Source organism: Cryobacterium sp. TMB1-7, from assembly GCF_004402435.1.
GTDB classification, from domain to species: Bacteria; Actinomycetota; Actinomycetes; order Actinomycetales; family Microbacteriaceae; genus Cryobacterium; species Cryobacterium zongtaii.
This window is the reverse complement of the sequence record NZ_SOFZ01000029.1, coordinates 666,954-684,663: the sequence shown is the minus strand read 5'-3', so window position 1 is coordinate 684,663 and position 17,710 is coordinate 666,954. Positions and strand designations below refer to the sequence as shown.

Genomic DNA, 17,710 nt, shown 5'->3' with positions numbered 1-17,710 from the left:
AGATTAGTGGCTTACATAGCCCATGTAATCATATTTATAGCGCGGAGGTCGGATCGGCGGCCCAGGTGGGCTGCACCTCGGCGTAGGTGCGGCGCATGATCCGCTCCATCGCCTCCCGAGCCTTCTGCGGTTGCGCGCCCGAAATCGCCTCGGCGACCTCGGCGTGCAACTGCAGGGTGTTCTCGTGCGGGCGGTCCGGCTGCAGGCCCAGGTCGGTGCGGCCGGACAGGACCGCGGCGACGGCTCCGTCGAGCTTGGCGAACATCTCATTGCCCGAGCCCCGCAGCACCAGCCGGTGAAACCGGATGTCGAGCTCCAGGAACGAGGACAGGTCACCCGAGTCACCCGCGGCCCGCATCAGGTCGGCCACGTCCATCAGCTCGGCCGCGACCGAGGCCGCCGCATGCCGAGCGGCCAGTTCCGCAGCCATCGGTTCCACCGCGGAGCGCAATTCGGTGAGCGAGCGCAGCTGTTCGCCCTTGCCGGGGCCGAGCAGGCGCCAACGGATGATGGTCGGGTCGTAGGCGTTCCAGCTGGACGGTGGCAGAACCCTGATGCCGACCCGTTTGACGGACTCGACGAGGCCCATCGACCCCAGCACCCGGATGGCCTCCCGGATGACCGACCGGCTCACCCCCTGTCGGCGCTCGATCTCGTCGGAGAGCAGGACGGTTCCCGCTGGAACCGTCCCATCGACGATGGACCGTCCGACGTCTTCGGTCACTCGGGTGTGCAGGCTGGGCGGCATGGTCGTCACTTTATCGCCTAGACTGTTGAGTTGAACTTCGGCGAGGGATTCGCGCCAGCCGGGAAACCGGTGCCTGCGAAATCCGTAATCGACGCGGCGAAAAGTCCTCTCAGGCCTTTCCTCACGCTGACATGCGTTCGAGTTGAACCAGCATCCGTACTGCGGGCCCCGTGCCCGCAACACCAATACGGGCACACGAGGCCCGCAAGGAGACACATTATGGCCGAGGCCAAGAACAGCAACAACAAGATTTCCGCAGACGCACGCAACAGCTTCGGCAAGGGCGCGGCCCGCAAGCTGCGCGTGCTGGGCAAGATCCCCGCCGTCATCTACGGCCACGGCACCGAGCCCGTGCACGTGGCCCTGCCGGCTCACGAGATCGGCCTGCTGCTGCGTCGCGCGAACGCCGTGCTCGAGCTCGACGTCGAAGGAACCACCCACCTGACCCTGGTCAAGGACGTGCAGAAGGACCCGGTTCGCCAGATCATCGAGCACCTCGACCTCATCGTCATCCGCAAGGGTGAGAAGGTCCAGGTTGAGGTCGCCGTGCACGTCATCGGTGAGACCGCCCCCGGCACCACCGCCGACCTCGACGCCAAGACCCTGCTGCTCGAGGTCGAAGCCACCAACATCCCGCAGAGCGTGAGCGTCGACGTCGAGGGCCTCGAAGACGGCACCCTCATCCACGCCAGCGAGATCACCCTGCCCGACGGCGCGTCGCTCATCTCCGACCCCGAGATGGTCGTCGTCGGCGTGCACCTGCCGGCCGAGGAAGAAGAGGAAGAGGAGACCGTCGAGGGCGAAGAAGCTCCCGCCGAGGAAGCTGCCGCCGAGTAGTCTTCCCCCTTCAACACCGGACAGAAACTTTTGTAAAGGAACCCCCTGGACGAGAATCTCTGGCTCGTAGTCGGGCTCGGTAACCCCGGGCCCGGCTACGCCGGTAACCGCCACAACGTCGGCCACATGGTCACGGCCGTGCTCGCCGACCGGATGCGCGCGAATTTCAAGAACCACAAGGCGAATTCCGCCGTCGCCGAGGGGCGCAGTTTCCCCGGCGGTCCCAAGCTGATCCTGGCCAAGCCGAACAGCTTCATGAATCTTTCCGGCGGACCAGTCGCGGCCTTGCTCCGGTTCTACTCCCTGGACGTCTCCCGCCTCATCGTCGTGCACGACGAGCTGGACCTGCCCTTCGACACCCTCAAGATCAAGGTGGGCGGCGGCCACGGCGGTCACAACGGGCTGCGCGACATCATCGCGGCCACCGGCAGCAACGAGTTCACCCGCATCCGGATGGGCATCGGCCGCCCGCCCGGCCGGCAGAACGCCGCCGACTTCGTGCTGCACGACTTCTCCAGCACCGAACGCACCACCCTGGGGATCATGCTCGAGGACGCGGCGGATGCGATCGAGATGATCGCCGCAGAGGGTGTCACCGCCGCCCAGCAGAAGTTCCACGCCCCACCCGCGTAGAAAACTACCCGTAGACTTGTGCGGTGATTCTTCAGGGCTTGATTCCGGCGCTTTCGCGTGCCTCCACGTTCGATGCCGCCCTCGCCTTTGCGGCCCGTGACGCCGACTTCTCGCTCACCGAGGGCCTCCGCGCCCCGCTGCTGGCCGCGCTGCTCGAGCAGCGCGACAGGTTGGACAAGGGCCGGGCGCTGTTGATCATCACCGCCACCGGCCGTGAGTCCGAGGCGCTGCGGGAGAACCTGGGCTGCTTCTCCGACGACGCCGAGATCGTAGAGTTCCCCGCCTGGGAGACCCTGCCGCACGAGAGGCTCAGCCCCAGTGCCGAGATCGTGGGCCGCCGCCTCTACGCCCTGAGGCGGATGCGCGACTGGGAGGCTGCGGACGCCGCCACCCGGCGCCCCCTCATCGTGGTGGCCTCGGTGCGCGCCGCCCTGCAGCCTGTGGCCGACAACCTCACCGACTACGACCCGCTCGAGCTCACGGCCGGCGGCCGCGGCCACGACCTCGCCGCCATCGCCGTCGACCTCGTCAACGTGGCGTACGCCCGAGTGGACATGGTCACCCGGCGCGGCGAGTTCGCCGTGCGCGGCGGCATCCTCGACGTGTTCCCGCCGATGGCCGCGCACCCGTACCGCATCGAGTTCTTCGGTGACGAGGTCGAGCAGATCCGCGCCTTCGCGGTCGCCGACCAGCGCTCGATGCCCGAACCCATCGAGTCGGTGACCCTGCCGCCCAGCCGCGAACTGCTGCTCAGCCCCGCCGTGCGCCAGCGCGCCCGGGAGATGCAACACGAGTTCCCCAGCCTGGCGGGTCTGCTCGCCAAGGTGGCCGAGGGCATCCCCGTCGAGGGCATGGAGAGCCTCGCGCCCGCCCTCGTCGACAGGCTGGTGCCCGTCACGCACTACCTGCCCCGCCAGGCCGCCGTCGCCGTGATCTCGCCGGAACGGGTCGCCTCCCGCGCCATCAGCCTCGCCGAGACCAACCGGGAGTTCCTCTCCGCCGCCTGGAACGCCGCCACCGCCGGCGCCGAGGCCCCCATCGACCTCGCCAGCGGTGACTTCCTCACCCTGGGCACCCTGCGCGACGCCGTGCGGTACTCGGCCCCCGGCGCCGGGGCCAGCGAACGGGTCTGGTGGACGTTGAGCTCCTTCCAGGCCGCGCCCACCGACATCCCGGTGCTGCCCGAACACCGCGAGATCGACGAACTGCTCACCATCCGCATCGAGGGCGACGCCGTGCCGAGCTTCGCCGGCAGCGTCGAGGGCGCCGTCGGGCACCTCTCCACGCGCCTCAAGGACGGTTGGACCGTCGCCGTCGTCGCGCAGGGCGCCGGCCTCGTCGACCGCGCCGCCGACGTCCTCTCCGGCGCCGAACTGCCCGCCCGCATCGTGGAGGAGTTCCCGGCGAACCCGGAACCGGGCATCGCCTACCTGATCAAGGCCTCCATCACTCACGGGTTCGAGATCCCCGAGACCAAGCTCACCCTGGTCAGCGAGAGCGAGTTCTACGGCCGCACCGTCGGTTACGACGCCCGCCAGATCAAGAAGCTCGCCAGTCGGCGCAAGAACGTCGTCGATCCGTTGCAGCTCAAGACCGGCGACCACGTCGTGCACCAGACCCACGGCATCGGCAAGTTCCTCGAACTCACCCAGCGTGAGGTCTCCAGCGGCGGCCGCAACCCGGTCAAGACCACCCGCGAATACCTGGTGCTCGAGTACGCGCCGTCCAAGCGCGGTCACGGCGGCGACAAGCTCTACGTGCCCACCGACCAGCTCGACCTGGTCTCCCGCTACGTCGGCGGCGAGGCACCCGCGCTGTCCAAGATGGGCGGCAGCGACTGGTCGGCCGCCAAGACAAAGGCCCGGCGGGCGGTGCGCGACATCGCCGTCGAACTCGTCAAGCTCTACTCGGCACGGATGGCCAGCAAGGGTCACGCATTCGGCCCTGACACGCCCTGGCAGCGGGAGCTCGAGGAGGCGTTCCCGTTCGCGGAGACGCCCGACCAGCTCACCACCATCGAGGAGGTCAAAGCCGACATGGAGCGGCCCATCCCGATGGACCGGTTGCTGTCCGGTGACGTGGGCTTCGGCAAGACCGAGGTCGCCGTGCGCGCAGCGTTCAAGGCCATCCAGGACGGCAAGCAGGTGGCCATGCTCGTGCCGACCACCCTGCTCGTGCGCCAGCACATGGAGACCTTCCAGGAGCGCTTCGCCGGGTTCCCCATCCACCTGCGGGCGCTCAGCCGGTTCCAGACCGACAAGGAATCCCGCGAGACCGTGGCCGGCATGCTCGACGGCACCGTCGACATGGTCATCGGCACCCACCGGCTGTTGTCGGAGAACACGATCTTCAAGGACCTCGGCCTGGTCATCATCGACGAGGAACAGCGTTTCGGTGTCGAGCACAAGGACGCTCTCAAGAAGCTCAAGACCAACGTCGACATCCTCGCCATGAGCGCCACGCCCATCCCGCGCACCCTGGAGATGGCCGTCACAGGCATCCGGGAGATGTCCACCCTGGCCACCCCGCCGGAGGACCGGCACCCGATCCTCACCTTCGTCGGGCCGTACTCCGACCGCCAGGTAGCCGCCGCCATCCGCCGCGAACTGCTTCGCGAGGGCCAGATCTTCTTCGTGCATAACCGCGTCTCCAGCATCAACCGGGTGGCCGCGCAGCTGGCCGAACTGGTGCCGGAAGCCCGCGTCGCCGTGGCGCACGGGCAGCTGCCGGAGGCGCAGCTGGAACAGGTGGTGGTGGACTTCTGGGAGAACAAGTTCGACATCCTGGTCTCCACGACCATCATCGAGACCGGCCTGGACATCGCCAACGCGAACACCATCATCATCGACAGGGCCGACAAGTACGGGCTCAGCCAGCTGCACCAGCTGCGCGGCCGGGTCGGCCGTGCCCGGGAGCGTGCATACGCCTATTTCCTCTACGACGAGAACAAGCCGCTCTCCGAGATCGCGCACGACAGGCTGGCCACCATCGCGGCCAACAACGAACTCGGCGCCGGCATGCAGGTGGCGCTGAAGGACCTCGAGATCCGCGGTGCGGGCAACCTGCTCGGCGGCGAGCAGGCCGGTCACATCGCCGGGGTCGGCTTCGACCTCTACCTGCGCATGATCGGCGAGGCCGTGTCGACCTTCCGCGGTGACGTGGCCGAGGGCCAGACGGAGCTGCGGCTGGAGCTGCCCGTGGACGCGCACATCCCCGAGGAGTACGTGGACAGCGAGCGGCTGCGCCTGGAGGCGTATCAGAAGCTCTCCGGCGCCAGCGGGCTCGCGGCCGCCGACGACCAGATCGGGCTCGTGCTCGAGGAGCTCACCGACCGCTACGGCGAACCGCCCGAAGCCGTCACCAACCTCATCGCCGTGTCCAGGCTGCGCAGGCACGCGCAACAGGCCGGCCTCGGTGAGGTCGTCGCGATGGGCTCCAACCTGCGGGTGGCGCCGGTCGACCTGGCCGACTCCATGCAGGTTCGGGTGCAGCGGATGTACCCGGGTGCCAAGTACTCAGCCGCGGCCGGGTCGATGATCGTGCCGCTGCCGCGCCTGAACGGCGAGCCGCTGGCCGACGCCGCCCTTATAGCGTGGACGGGCTCGCTGCTGGACGCGGTGTTTCCGCGGCCCGTCGATACTGCCGTGCCCGCGCACTGACCACGACGGCCGAGACCAGGATCGCGAAGCCCGAGCCCAGCAGCACGGCGAGGGTGGCTTCGTCGACCACCTCGACGCTGCCGGCGAAGGCGAGCGCGCCCATCAGCAGTGACACTGTGAAGCCGATGCCGCCCAGGCAGGCGACCATCACGATGTCGATGAACTTGAGCCCGGACCTGGACCCGTTGGGGCGCCGGGAGATCAGGCTACCCAGGCTCCCGGCCAGGGTGATGCCGATCAGCTTGCCCACCGGCAAGGCCACCAGGATGCCCCAAAACGCCGGGCTGAGCTCGGCCAGGCTCACCTGCGGGATGGCCACGAGGGCCGCCGAGAACGCGAACAGCGGCAGGATCACCGCGTTGGAGTACGGCTCGAGCACGTGGTGGGTGCGGCCACCGGGCACCCGGGCCATCACCAGGCCGAGGATCACGCCGGCGATGGTGGCGTGCACGCCGGAGAGATAGGTGAAGTACCAGGTGGCCACGCCGAGGACGATCAGCAGGACGATGATCGGCCAGACCGGCTTCCGGCCCAGCACCCACGGCGAACGCGGCTTGAGCAGCCGGCTGGTGACCCCGAAGAGGGTGGCCGTGATCGCCGCGAAGCCGATGTACTGCAGCTCGGGGTCCTGGGTGAAGAAAAACGCGATGATCAGGATCGCCACGAGGTCGTCGAGCACCGCCAGGGCCAGCAGGAACACCCGCACCCGGGTGGGGATCCCGCGGCCGAACACCGCCAGCACCCCCAGCGCGAACGCGATGTCGGTGGCCGTGGGCACCGGCCAGCCCGCGGCCAGCCCCGAGCCCTGGGTGAGCAGCAGGTAGATGCCGGCGGGAACCGCGACCCCGCCGAGCGCGGCGAGGGCGGGCAGCGCCGCCTTGCCGAAGCTGTTCAGGTCGCCGATCACCAGTTCGCGTTTGAGCTCGATGGCGATGAGGAAGAAGAAGATCGACAGCAGTCCGTCGCTGATCCAGTGCTTGGCCGACAGGTCCAGCCCGAACAGGCCGGTGTGCAGATGTTCGTTGGCCGCCTCGATCAGCGCCGGACCGAAGGCGAGATTGGCCATGATCAGGCCGAGCACACCGGCGAGAAGCAGGAACCCGGCGGCGTAGCGTTCGGAACGGATGAAAGTCATGGAGATCCTGTCCACCCACGGTAAAAGCGGGTCGGTCGTACGTCGTGAGCGAAACATTTCGCCCGCCGACCAGACTTCCCGGCACACCAGCGTTCAGTTTAGTCCCGCCGCCTACGATGGAGTGTGACCGAATACGCCCAGCCCACGCCATCCGCTTTCGACGAGCTCGTCGCCACGGTCGCCCGCCTGCGTGCGCAGGGCGGTTGCCCGTGGGACGCCGAGCAGACCCACGCGTCGCTCGTGCAGTACCTCACCGAGGAGACTCACGAGCTGATCGAGGCGATCGAGAGCGGCAGCCGCGACGACCTGCTGGAGGAGCTCGGTGACGTGCTCTACCAGGTGGTCTTCCACGCGAGCATCGCCGCCGAGACACCGGGGGAGGACTTCGACATCCAGGAGGTGGCCGCCCGGATGACTCGCAAGATGGTCGGCCGGCACCCGCACGTCTTCGCCGAGAGCGGCGCTCAGAAGACCACCGACGAGGTCATCGCCGGCTGGGATGACGTGAAGGCCGCCGAGAAGCCGCACCGCACCAGCGTGCTCGACGGCATACCGCAGGGCATGCCGGCGCTGGCGCTGGCCGACAAGGTGCTCGGCCGGGCCCAGAAGATCGGCCTGCTCGAGACGGATGCGCCCGCCCTGCTGCCCATCGACAGCGAGGCCGAGCTGGGCCCGATCCTGCTCGCCATCGTGTCCGCGGCCAAGGCCCAGGGGCTGGACTCCGAGCGGGCGCTGCGCACCGCGCTCCGCGACCTGCAGGACGAGATCCGCGCGGCCGAGCAGGAGAGCGGCGACGGGTCCTTCGGCGTGGCCGACGGCGACCCGGCCGACGCCGGCGTTATCGCGTTCCCCACCGCATAGCGCCAGGCGGTGCGGCCCGCTAACGTCGCAGCATGACCGAAACGACCTTCAACGCGCTCCTCACCCAGCAAATCGGCAACGAGTTCGCCGCGTCCCAGCAATACATCGCCATCGCCACCTGGTTCGACAGCCAGGACCTGCCCCAGCTGGCCGCACACTTCTACCGGCAGTCCGTAGAAGAGCGCAACCACGCGATGATGCTCGTGCAGTACCGGCTCGACCGGGGCCTGGAGGTCGTGATCCCCGGGATCCCCGCCGTGATCAACGGTTTCGCTGACATCGTCGAACCGATCGCGCTGGCCCTCGCGCAGGAACAGCAGGTCACCGCTCAGATCGAGGCGCTCTTCAAAGCCGCCCGCACCGACGGCGACGCCCTCGGCGAGCAGGCCATGCTCTGGTTCCTCAAGGAACAGGTCGAGGAGGTCGCCTCCATGTCGACCCTGTTGACCATCGCCAAGCGCGCCAAGGACAACCTGTTCGACATCGAGAACTTCATCGCCCGCGAGCAGGTCGGTGACGCCGGCGGCGACGCCGACGCGCCCGGAGCCGCCGGCGGCGCGCTCTAACGCCGCGGCGGGGTCGGGCCGGGCGACCTGACAGAATTGGGGCATGGCAACAGCAGTGACCCCTCCCCGCGGCATGCGCGACTTCCTCCCGGCCGACAAGGCCACCCGCGAAAGGGCTCTGGGCATCATCCGCTCCAGCTTTGCCGCGCACGGTTTCGACGAGATCGAAACGCCCGTGATGGAAGACACCATCAGGCTGCACTCCGGCCTCGGCGGCGACAACGAGAAGCTCGGCTTCGCCGTGCTCAAGCGCGGAATCGGCCCGGCCGACCTCGTGACGGCCGCCGAGGCCGACGACCTGCTCTCCCTGGCCGACCTGGGGCTGCGCTTCGACCTCACGGTGCCGCTGGCCCGGTTCTACGCCAGCCACCGCGCCGAGCTGCCCACGGTGTTCCGCTCCATCCAGATCGCCCCGGTCTGGCGCGCCGAACGCCCGCAGAAGGGCCGCTACCGCCAGTTCGTGCAGTGCGACATCGACATCATCGGCGAGGCCGGCCCGCTTGCCGAGATCGAACTGATCACCGCCACCGTCGCAGCCCTGGACAACCTGGGCCTGACCGGCTGCTCGATCCGCATCAACGATCGCCGCATCCTCACCGCCATGCTCAGCACCTGGGGCGTGGCCGGCAACCTCACCGAACGCGCCCTGATCACCCTCGACAAGCTCGACAAGATCGGTGTGGACGGCGTCGTCACCGAGCTCGGCGGCCTCGGAATCGACACCACCGGCCTGGCCGACACCCTCGCCGGGTTTAGCGACGGCGGCTGGCCCGACCCGCAGGATGCGCCGGCCTGGCTGGACGCCGCCGCGTACGCCGACCTGTCCGCGCTGCGGGCCGCGCTGCCCGGAGTCGCGCTCGAGTTCGACCCCACCCTGGTGCGCGGGATGGGCTACTACACCGGAACCATCTTCGAGATCAAGCACCCCGACCTGGGCTACTCGCTGGGCGGCGGCGGCCGTTACGACGGCATGATCGGCCGGTTCCTCGGCACCGACGTGCCCGCCTGCGGCTTCTCGATCGGGTTCGAACGCATCGTCGACCTGCTCGCCGGCTCCGACGACGACACCGAGTCCGCCGTCCTGCTCGTTCACGAGAAGGATGCCGACCCGGCCGCCCTCGTCGCGCTCAAGACCGCCCTCGTGGCAGAGGGCCTCCGGGTGCGGCTGGACAAGCGCACCAAGAACCTCAAGGCTCTGCTCGAACGGGCCGGTGCCGCGGGTTACGGCCGGTTCGCGTTCGTGACCGATGACTCCGTCGAGCCCGACGACCTGGTCTTCAAGCCGCTGGCCGGCTGAACCGAGCACCGGCTGAACGGTTGATGTTCCGGCGGTGAACGGGACTTCAGTCCTGAGCGGGCCGGCGAACCGGTCACTAGACTGTTCTACGGACTGGAACACAGCGGCGTCTTCCTCAAAATCCACACGGACTTAGAATCCAAAAATCGATACACAGACAGACACAGGAGATAGTTGTGGCTCTTATTGACGCAGTTGTTGCACGCGAAATCCTCGACTCTCGGGGCAACCCGACCGTCGAGGTCGAGGTTTTGCTCGAGGACGGCACGCTGAGCCGTGCCGCCGTACCCTCAGGCGCCTCGACCGGCGCCTTCGAGGCCTACGAGCTGCACGACGGTGACAAGAAGCGTTACCTGGGCAAGGGCGTGCTCAAGGCCGTCGGCTCCGTCACCGACGAGCTCGGCCCGGCCGTCGAGGACCTCGACGCCGCCGACCAGCGCATCATCGACATGGTCCTCAACGAGACCGACGGCACCGTCAACAAGGAGCGCGTCGGCGCCAACGCCATCCTCGGCGTGAGCCTGGCCGTCGCCAAGGCCGCCGCCAGCTCGGCCGACCTGCCCCTCTTCCGCTACCTCGGCGGCCCGAACGCGCACACCCTGCCCGTTCCCATGATGAACATCATCAACGGTGGCTCGCACGCCGACAACGACGTCGACATCCAGGAATTCATGGTTGTCCCGCTCGGCGCCCCCACCTTCAGCGAGGGCCTGCGCTGGGGCGTTGAGGTCTACCACGCCCTCAAGGGCCTGCTGAAGAGCAAGGGCCTGGCGACCGGCCTCGGCGACGAGGGTGGCTTCGCCCCCAACCTGCCCAGCAACCGTGCGGCGCTCGACCTCATCGTCGAAGCCATCACGCTGGCCGGCTACACGCCCGGCACCGACATCGGCCTGGCGCTCGACTGCGCAGCCACCGAGTTCTTCAAGGACGGCGTCTACCACTTCGAGGGCAAGGAATTGACCTCCACCGAGATCGTCGCGTACTACGCCGAACTCCTCGAGGCGTACCCGCTCGTCTCCATCGAAGACCCGCTCGAGGAAGAGGACTGGGAAGGCTACGTCCACCTCACCGCTCAGCTCGGCGACAAGGTTCAGATCGTCGGAGACGACCTGTTCGTCACCAACCCGATCCGCCTGGCCAAGGGCCTCGAGATCAAGGCAGCGAACTCCATCCTCATCAAGGTCAACCAGATCGGCACCCTGACCGAGACGATGGACGCCGTCGCCCTCGCCCAGCGCGCCGGCTACACGACCGTCATCTCGCACCGCTCCGGTGAGACCGAAGACACCTTCATCGCCGACCTCGCGGTCGCCACGGATGCCGGCCAGATCAAGACCGGCGCCCCGGCCCGCAGCGAGCGCGTTGCCAAGTACAACCAGCTCCTGCGCATCGAAGAAGAACTCGGCGAGGCCGCGGTCTACGCCGGCCGTTCCGCGTTCCCGCGTTTCAAGGGCTAATCCCCTCTGAACCACCCGGGCTCCCCGCTCATCGGACATCGTCCGGGGCGGGGAGCTTTTTTTTGGGGCGTGCGCCACCGCCAGGCTGCGGGTTTGCACAGGATCCGGGTTCGCGGGCCGTGGCGAACGGTGCGGGCCGAAAGATCTGGCACTCTAGAACCGGGGCATTTCTGTGTGCCCCGGCGAGCATCACCCACCGAGCACCCGACGGGAGTCACCGTGACCTTCACCGGTTCTGGCATGACCCCACCGCGCCTGCCCAAACCGCGCCGGGCGAAGCCGCACAGTACCGAGTCCCGCGGAACCGAGTCCCGCGGAACCGAGCCCCGCCGGACCGAGCCCCGCCGAACAGAGCAGAGGGCGGTCAAACTCGCCACCGACGAGACCGCGGTGCGCAGCTGGCTCCGTGGCCTGCGATTGAGCGGATTCTCCTTCGTGATGATGGGTCTTCTGGTGCTCGCTGTCGTCGTGCTCGCGCCCAGTGTGCGCACCTACGCCGAACAGCGCAAACAAATCGACCAGCTCAGCGACACCGTCGCAGCGCAACAGGACTCGGTCGACGACCTCAAGGCGGAGCGGGAACGGTGGAACGACCGCACCTTCGTGACCACCCAGGCGCGGGACCGGCTCTCCTACGTGCTGCCCGGTGACATCAGTTTTCTCGTGATCAACGACAGCGGAGCCAGCGTCGAGGACGCCGCCGACACCGCACCCATCAGTACCGCCATCCAGGACACCGAAGTCGACTGGGTCGACTCCGTCTTCCGATCGGTGATGACATCCGCACTGGCCCCCCAGGAGGCAGCACAATGACCCGACCGCCCTTCGACCCCGCCTCCGAGGCCGACATCGCCACGGTCTCCGCGCAGCTCGGCCGCCCCGCCCGCAACGTGATCGGCATCGCCGCCCGCTGCACCTGCGGCGCGCCCACCGTCGTGGCCACGGCGCCGCGGCTGGAGGACGGCACCCCGTTCCCCACCCTGTACTACCTATCGCACCCCGCCGCCACGGCCGCGCTGTCGTTCCTGGAAGCCACCCAGGTGATGAACGAGTACAACCAGATGCTCGCCGACGACGAGGACCTGCGCGCCCACTACCGCGCCGCGCACGAAAGCTTCCTGGCCGATCGCGAGATGATCGGCGTGGTCCCCGAGCTCGCCGGCGTCTCCTCCGGCGGGATGCCGGTGCGGGTCAAGTGCCTGCACGCCCTGGCCGCGCACGCCCTGGCGGCCGGTCCCGGCGTCAACCCGATCGGCGACCTGGCCCTGCTGCGGGCCGCCTGGTCGCCCCAGGTGTGCGAGTGCCTGGACTACGCTCCGCCGGCGGTCCCGCCGGCCGACGCGTGACCGGCGCCGCGCGCCGCATCCTCACCGGCGTCGCGATCACCCTCGCGGCAGCCGTCGCGGTCGTGGGCGTCGTCGGCGACACCTCCGTCGCCCGCGCCGACCAGGTACGCGACCTCGAATACTGGCTGAATGACTACGGCTTCAGCCAAGCCTGGACCACCACCAAGGGAGCCGGCGTCACCGTCGCCGTCATCGACACCGGTGTCGACGGCAGCATCACCGAGCTCAACGGCGCCGTCGTCGGCGGCACCGACGTCTCCGGTGTCGGCTCGTCGAACGGCCAGACCCCGGTCGGCGCCGAGAACGAACACGGCACCCTGGTGGCATCCCTCCTCGCCGGCCGTGGCACGCCAACGGGCGGCGGCCTGATCGGCGTGGCGCCAGAGGCGTCCATCCTCGCCGTCTCGGTGGCGTTCGGCACCAGTGACGCCGTGCTCAGCAATGACGACCAGATCGCCGCGGGCATCCGGTGGGCCGTCGACAACGGCGCCGACGTGATCAACATGTCACTCACCCGCAACACCCTGGACTGGCCGACCAGTTGGGATGACGCGTTCATGTACGCGTTCGAAAACGACGTCGTGGTTGTCGCTGCGGCCGGCAACAGGGGCAGCGGAACGACCGAGGTCGGCGCCCCCGCCACCATTCCCGGCGTACTCACCGTCGCCGGTGTCGACCAGTCCAAGGAGGCCAGCTTCGACGCCTCCTCGCAGGGCATCACCATCGCCGTCGCCGCGCCCAGCGAGAAGCTCGTCGGTGTCGCGCCCGGCGGCGGCTACATGGAATGGAACGGCACCAGCGCGGCCGCGCCGATAGTCTCCGGGCTGGTGGCCCTGGTGCGCTCGGCCTACCCGAAGCTGGATGCCACCGAGGTGATGAACCGGATCATCGAGACCGCGAACCCGAACGGGCACACGGTGCCGAGCCCGATCTACGGCAACGGCCTGATCGACGCCGCCGCCGCGGTCTCCGCGTACGTGCCGAAGTCCACCTCCGCCACGCCCGCCGAGCTCCTGCAGGAGTGGATCACCCTGCACCGCCGTGCCGACGCCGCGCCGATGACGCCCACCACACCGGGAACTCCGGTGCCCGTTGTCCCGGATGCCGACCCGCCCCTGCCGGAGCAGAACAGCGCCGCCGGCTGGCTGCCCAGCCCACTCACCCTCACCTATGTCAGCGTGCCGCTCGCCGTCCTGGTGGGTTTTGCTATCCTAGTAACGCTGTTCGGCATTGGGGCCACGCGGCATTTCAAGCGAATTCGTTCTCATCTCTAAACTTTCGCGTATCCAATCCCTGTAGGAGGCCTTCTAATCGTGCCCAAAATTCTCATCGTCGGTGGCGGCTACGCGGGTTTTTATACCGCCTGGAAGCTTGAGAAGTGGTTGCGTCCCGGCGAGGCCGAGGTCACCATGGTCGATCCGCTGCCGTACATGACCTACCAGCCGTTCCTCCCCGAGGTGGCCGCCGGATCCATCGATCCGCGTCACTCGGTCGTGGCCCACCGTCGCCACCTCAAGAAGACCAATGTGCTCACCGCCAAGGTCACCAACGTGAACCACGCGGAAAAGAAGGCCACCATCACGCCGCCGGTCGGCGAACCGTGGGTCTTCGACTACGACATCATCGTGGTCACCGCCGGCGCCGTGTCGCGCACCTTCCCGATCCCCGGGGTCGCGGACCAGGCCATCGGCCTGAAGACCATCGAGGAAGCCGTCGCGATCCGCGACACCGTCCTCACCAACTTCGACAAGGCAGCCCAGCTGCCCGCCGGCCCCGAGCGCGACCGCCTGCTGACCTTCGTGGTCATCGGTGGCGGCTTCGCCGGCATCGAGGTGTTCGCCGAGCTGCGCTCCTTCGCCAGCTCGCTGCTCACCAAGTACCCGCAGATCGCCTTCGAGGACACGCACTTCCACCTCATCGAGGCAATGGGTCGCATCATGCCGGAGGTGAGCGAAACCACCGCGCTGTGGGTCATCAAGAACCTCGCCGAGCGTGGTGCAGAGGTGCACCTGAACACCCAGCTCACCTCCGCCGTCGACGGCAAGATCGAGCTCTCCACCGGGGAGTCCTTCGAGACCGACCTGATCGTCTGGACCGCCGGCGTCATGGCGAACCCCGGCATCGTGCGCAACACCGACCTCCCGGTCGAAGAGCGCGGCCGACTGCGTGTGCGCGCCGACCTGCGTGTCGGCACCGAGGACGAGATCGTCGTCGACGCCTGGGCCGCCGGTGACATCACCGCGGTTCCCGACCTCTCCGGCGGCGGCGTCGGCGGCTTCTGCGTGCCGAACGCCCAGCACGCCGTGCGCCAGGGCAAGCTCATGGCCAAGAACATCGTCGCGGTCCTCCGCGGTGAGGGCCCCGCGGACTACAACCACAAGAACCTCGGAGCCGTCGCCGGTCTCGGTGTGGGCGTCGGAGCATTCCAGTCCGGCAAATTCGCCCTCAAGGGTTTCCCGGCCTGGATCGCCCACCGCGGCTACCACGGCCTGGCCATGCCGAGCTGGGAGCGCAAGATCCGCGTCGTCGGAGGTTGGGTCCTGAACGTCTTCCTGGGCCGCGACATCGTGTCGCTCGAGGCCGTGCAGACGCCTCGCGCCGTGTTCCAGGAGTTCGCGTCCCGTCCGAAGCCGCCGGCAGCCGCACCCGCGGTCGTCGCCCCGGCCGCGGTCAAGGCCCCGCGTGCACCGCGCAAGGCCCCGGTCAAGAAGCCCGTCGTCGAGGTCGCCGCTGCCGAGTCCGGCACGGAGACCATCGCAGCACCGTAGAGTCACCGGTGGATGCCGCACTCCGGTGCGGCATCCACTCGTGATGCCCGGCTAGTCCGGGCGTGCCCCCGTAGCCCAACCGGCAGAGGCAGGCGACTTAAAATCGTCACAGTCTGGGTTCGAATCCCAGCGGGGGCACCAGGAATCACCCGGCGCGGCGCGCCTCAGCGTCGGCCCGGCAGTACGAAGCGCTGCCACGCCCAGGCGGCCACGCTGACCACGGCGAAGCCTGTCGCCACCACCCAGAGCAGCATCGCGGTGCCGGTGCCCGTCCAACGCGGAAGCATGGGCGAGAGCAGCGTGAACAGGGTGAGGAAGGCCGGCACCGTCAGGGCGGCCCAGATCGGCGGCGACCAGGCCAGGATGCTGCGTCCACTCGTATTCCCGATCGGAATGAGCACGAGCACGGCCGAGCCGATCGAGGCCAGCACGACGGTGTTCGCGACCTCAGCGGCCAGGGTGCTGAGGAAACCGTCGGCCGCCGGTAGGGTGCCGACGACCAGCAGCGACGCCAGTCCCAGGGCGAACAGGCTGCCGGCCCGGATGGCGGCCAACTGGCCCCGTTGGGCCAGGCCGGGCCCCGCGCCCACGACGACGCTGCCCAGCAGGCCGAAGAGCAGGGCGGGCTGGAGCTCGAACAGTCTGGAGGCGAGCGCGGTGACGGCGACGACCGCGAGGTACCGCGGCAGGATCGTCGTGGTCACCTCGATGTGCAGCGCCCTGGACCCCCACCACTGCGGCACCAGGGCGGCCACGGCGTTCACCACCACGAGGGCGAGAACCACGGCCAGCAGCAGCCGGAGATAGGCCGGCGTCGCGGACACCGGGCCAGACAACAGGACGAACACGGCGGCGGCGACGACGGTGCCGCCGTAGGCCACCCAGCGGTTGACCTGCAGGGTGGGGGCGACCTCGAATTCCTCACCGGCGCGGTTGCGGCCGGCGAGCTGGTGGCCGCGAAGGAGCGGCCGGCCGTCTCGCGCCCGGGTGATGGTGCCGGCCAGCAGCCGGGCCGGAATCACGAGCAGCAGCAGGGCTCCCAGCGTGAGCATCGCCGCCTGCAGCCAAGGGAATTGCGCCACGGTCCAGGGCGGGATCACCGCGGTGCTGAACTGGGTGGGGTCGTTCCAGCCGCCTCCTGGCACGGTCAGCTCGGGCGGTGCGGCGGCGTCGCCGTCGTTGGGGGCGGCGGGCAGCGGGCTGGGCGAACCGCTGCCCGGTGTGGCCGTGGGGGTCGCCAGTGCGGTCGCCGTCGGGGCAGGCACGACGGGCGGGGCGGCGGTCGGTGTCGGTGCCGGTGCGGGCGCCGCGGTCGCGGCACCGAAGGTCACCCGGATCGCCGAGCTGCCGGGGCTCACATTGCCGGCGGCATCCTGCTGCACGGCGCGCAGGTCGTACGAGCCGTTCGCAATGCCGGACCCTGTGCACGACCAGGTGCCACCGGACACGACGGCGCTGCAGACCGAGTAGGCGCCGGCGAAGACCGTGACGGTGGCCCCGTTCTCGCCCCGCCCGGAGAACGGCCCGGCGGCGGAGGTCAGCGTGGCGTCGGCGGCGGGACTCGTCACGACGGGCGCGGCCGGGGCGTCGACGTCGAAGGTCAGGCTGATCGGATCGCTTGCCGGCGACGACTCCGGGGCGCTGAACGAGGTCTGCTGTGAGGCGGTGATTTGCTGCGCCCCGCTCGACACTGCGCCCTCCAGCAGGCAGGCCCACACCCCGGAGGTGTCGACGGTGAACGAACAGCTCGCTCCCGCGGCGAGAGTGGCGGTGACGGTGGCGCCGGGATAGCCGGTGCCGCGCACCATCCCGCTCGAAGAGGAATGGCCGGTCGAGCCGCCCGTGATCGTCGGGGCCTGCAGCACCCGCACGGTGTGGACCGCCGCGAGGGCGGAGTCCCCGGGCACCTCCGCCCGCAGGTCGACGGCGGGTCCGCTGGGCAGGACCACTCCGGGGCACTGCCAGGTGGACGACCCGTCGGCGGCGACGGTGCACAGCGGAGCACCGCCGGTGGGGGAGAGCAGCTGAATGTCGTGTGTGGGGTCACGGGTGCCGGAGACGGTGACGCTCCCGGCCACGAAGGCGTTGGCGCCGGGGCTGTCGATGGTGGGCGCGGCGGGGGCGGGCGGAGCCGGCGACTCGGACGGCGTCTCCGCTGGTGACTCTGACGGCGAGTCTGGCTCCGACGGCGCCAGCGAGGCGTCGGGAGTCGTGGTTTCGGCGGGTGCCGGTTCGGTCGCGGTGGCAGGCGCCGTCTCGGTCGTGACGGCCATGGCCGGTTGGACCGCACCGGCGAGCGGGCCGATCAGCACGGTGCCGACCAGAGCCGCGAGCAGGATCCCGAACGAGGCCACCCGCGTGCGTGTGGGTCGCCGAAGACCCCGACCGGTTCGTGTGTTCGAC

The 17,710-nt window shown here is 69.1% G+C and carries 14 protein-coding genes and 1 tRNA gene; 12 read left to right on the top strand and 3 right to left on the bottom strand.

The window, feature by feature from the left end; translation table 11 throughout:
• Positions 1-34 precede the first annotated feature (34 nt).
• Positions 35-748 (bottom strand): FadR/GntR family transcriptional regulator, encoded by a 714-nt coding sequence (locus E3O60_RS16370; RefSeq protein ID WP_103479458.1) that lies wholly within the window; start codon positions 746-748, stop codon positions 35-37.
• A gap of 219 nt (positions 749-967) precedes the next feature.
• Between E3O60_RS16370 and E3O60_RS16365 the strand changes: the two genes are divergently transcribed.
• Genes E3O60_RS16365 through mfd form a run of 3 tightly spaced genes read left to right on the top strand, consistent with a single transcriptional unit; the run spans position 968 to position 5,877 of the window.
• Complete coding sequence (locus E3O60_RS16365) at positions 968-1,585, top strand: 50S ribosomal protein L25/general stress protein Ctc (protein ID WP_103429773.1); 618 nt, start codon at positions 968-970, stop codon at positions 1,583-1,585.
• Positions 1,586-1,630: 45 nt separating this feature from the next.
• Entirely contained in the window at positions 1,631-2,218 is a 588-nt protein-coding gene (gene pth, locus E3O60_RS16360; protein WP_088456727.1) for an aminoacyl-tRNA hydrolase, read from the top strand.
• Positions 2,219-2,241: 23 nt separating this feature from the next.
• Positions 2,242-5,877, top strand: coding sequence for a transcription-repair coupling factor (gene mfd / locus E3O60_RS16355; RefSeq protein ID WP_103429772.1), 3,636 nt, complete (start codon positions 2,242-2,244; stop codon positions 5,875-5,877).
• Here the strand turns inward: mfd and E3O60_RS16350 are convergent.
• On the bottom strand, positions 5,804-7,012 hold the full coding sequence (locus E3O60_RS16350; RefSeq protein WP_134409332.1) for a Na+/H+ antiporter NhaA: 1,209 nt from the start codon (positions 7,010-7,012) through the stop codon (positions 5,804-5,806). The genes mfd and E3O60_RS16350 overlap by 74 nt on opposite strands.
• A gap of 123 nt (positions 7,013-7,135) precedes the next feature.
• Here E3O60_RS16350 and E3O60_RS16345 point away from each other — a divergent pair, with 123 nt between their 5' ends.
• From E3O60_RS16345 to E3O60_RS16305, 9 genes are all read left to right on the top strand, one after another.
• The gene (locus tag E3O60_RS16345) at positions 7,136-7,873 is read left to right on the top strand and encodes a MazG family protein (protein WP_134409331.1); all 738 of its coding nucleotides are present in this window, start codon (positions 7,136-7,138) and stop codon (positions 7,871-7,873) included.
• Between the two features lie 32 nt (positions 7,874-7,905).
• Complete coding sequence (locus tag E3O60_RS16340) at positions 7,906-8,439, top strand: ferritin (RefSeq protein ID WP_134498645.1); 534 nt, start codon at positions 7,906-7,908, stop codon at positions 8,437-8,439.
• A 43-nt stretch (positions 8,440-8,482) separates the two neighbouring features.
• Complete coding sequence (gene hisS, locus E3O60_RS16335; RefSeq protein ID WP_134498643.1) at positions 8,483-9,736, top strand: histidine--tRNA ligase; 1,254 nt, start codon at positions 8,483-8,485, stop codon at positions 9,734-9,736.
• 176 nt (positions 9,737-9,912) lie between these two features.
• A complete protein-coding gene (gene eno, locus E3O60_RS16330; RefSeq protein ID WP_088456721.1) occupies positions 9,913-11,193 on the top strand; it encodes a phosphopyruvate hydratase in 1,281 nt (426 codons plus the stop codon).
• A gap of 240 nt (positions 11,194-11,433) precedes the next feature.
• Complete coding sequence (locus tag E3O60_RS16325) at positions 11,434-12,006, top strand: septum formation initiator family protein (RefSeq protein ID WP_134498641.1); 573 nt, start codon at positions 11,434-11,436, stop codon at positions 12,004-12,006.
• On the top strand, positions 12,003-12,539 hold the full coding sequence (locus tag E3O60_RS16320; RefSeq protein ID WP_088456719.1) for a DUF501 domain-containing protein: 537 nt from the start codon (positions 12,003-12,005) through the stop codon (positions 12,537-12,539). The genes E3O60_RS16325 and E3O60_RS16320 overlap by 4 nt, the downstream gene beginning before the upstream one ends.
• Positions 12,488-13,813 (top strand): S8 family serine peptidase, encoded by a 1,326-nt coding sequence (locus E3O60_RS16315; RefSeq protein WP_370028145.1) that lies wholly within the window; start codon positions 12,488-12,490, stop codon positions 13,811-13,813. Before E3O60_RS16320 ends, E3O60_RS16315 begins: the two co-directional genes overlap by 52 nt.
• A 39-nt stretch (positions 13,814-13,852) precedes the next feature.
• Positions 13,853-15,307: an NAD(P)/FAD-dependent oxidoreductase gene (locus E3O60_RS16310; protein WP_103429767.1), complete on the top strand. Its 1,455-nt coding sequence runs from the start codon at positions 13,853-13,855 to the stop codon at positions 15,305-15,307.
• Positions 15,308-15,371: 64 nt separating this feature from the next.
• Positions 15,372-15,448: transfer RNA gene (locus E3O60_RS16305), tRNA-Leu, on the top strand.
• 23 nt (positions 15,449-15,471) lie between these two features.
• Here E3O60_RS16305 and E3O60_RS19015 read toward each other — a convergent pair.
• Entirely contained in the window at positions 15,472-17,661 is a 2,190-nt protein-coding gene (locus tag E3O60_RS19015; protein WP_134409329.1) for an Ig-like domain-containing protein, read from the bottom strand.
• Between the last annotated feature and the right edge of the window lie 49 nt (positions 17,662-17,710).